This window comes from Acidovorax sp. ST3, from assembly GCF_003231145.1.
Classification (GTDB): domain Bacteria; phylum Pseudomonadota; class Gammaproteobacteria; order Burkholderiales; family Burkholderiaceae_C; genus Acidovorax.
The window spans coordinates 1-732 of sequence record NZ_QKVP01000028.1 but is presented as its reverse complement, the minus strand read 5'-3'; the positions used below and the strand labels follow the sequence as shown (position 1 = coordinate 732).

General features: G+C 70.5%; 1 protein-coding gene. It reads right to left on the bottom strand.

Features of this window, described 5'->3' with window-relative positions:
- Positions 1–732, bottom strand: a 732-nt coding sequence (locus tag DNK89_RS23335) for an aldehyde dehydrogenase family protein (RefSeq protein WP_153064326.1), incomplete at both ends; no start/stop codon positions are given.

The window sequence follows — 732 nt, the reverse complement described above, 5'->3', positions numbered from 1 at the left end:
GGCCGAAGGGCGTGTCGTTGGCCTGTTCAATCACGTCTTGCTCATCCTCGAACGGCAGCGCCACCAGCACCGGCCCGAAGATCTCCTCCTGGCAGACGCGCGCGCCATTGCCAAGGCCGTCTATCACCGTGGGCAGGTAGAACCAGCCATTGGCCAGCTCGGCGCGATCCGGCGCGGCGCCACCGACCAGCACGCGGCCGCCTTCGGCGCGGCCGATGTCGACATAGCCGGCCACCTTGTCGCGATGCGCGCGCGACACCAGCGGCCCCATCTGCGTGGCCGGGTCATCGGGCAGGCCCACGCGCACCTGACGCGTGCGTTGCACCAGCGCTTCCATGAAGCGGCCATAGATGGACTTCTGCACGAACAGGCGCGAACCGGCCACGCAGCTTTGCCCGGCCGAACCGAAGATGCCCGACACCACGCCGGCCACGGCGCGGTCCAGGTCGGCGTCGTCGAACACGATGTGCGGCGACTTGCCGCCCAGCTCCAGGCCCACGGGAATCAGGCGCTGGCCGGCAATGCCGCCGATGGCGCGGCCCGTTTCGGTGCCGCCGGTGAACGACACCATGCGCACGCCGGGATGCTTGACCAGCGCGGCGCCGACGTCCTCTCCGTGGCCCGGCAGCACCGTCAGCAGCCCTTCCGGCAGGCCGGCCTCGGCACAGATGCGCGCCAGTTCCAGCGCCAGTTGCGGCGTCTCCTCGGACGGCTTGAGCAGCACCGCGTTGC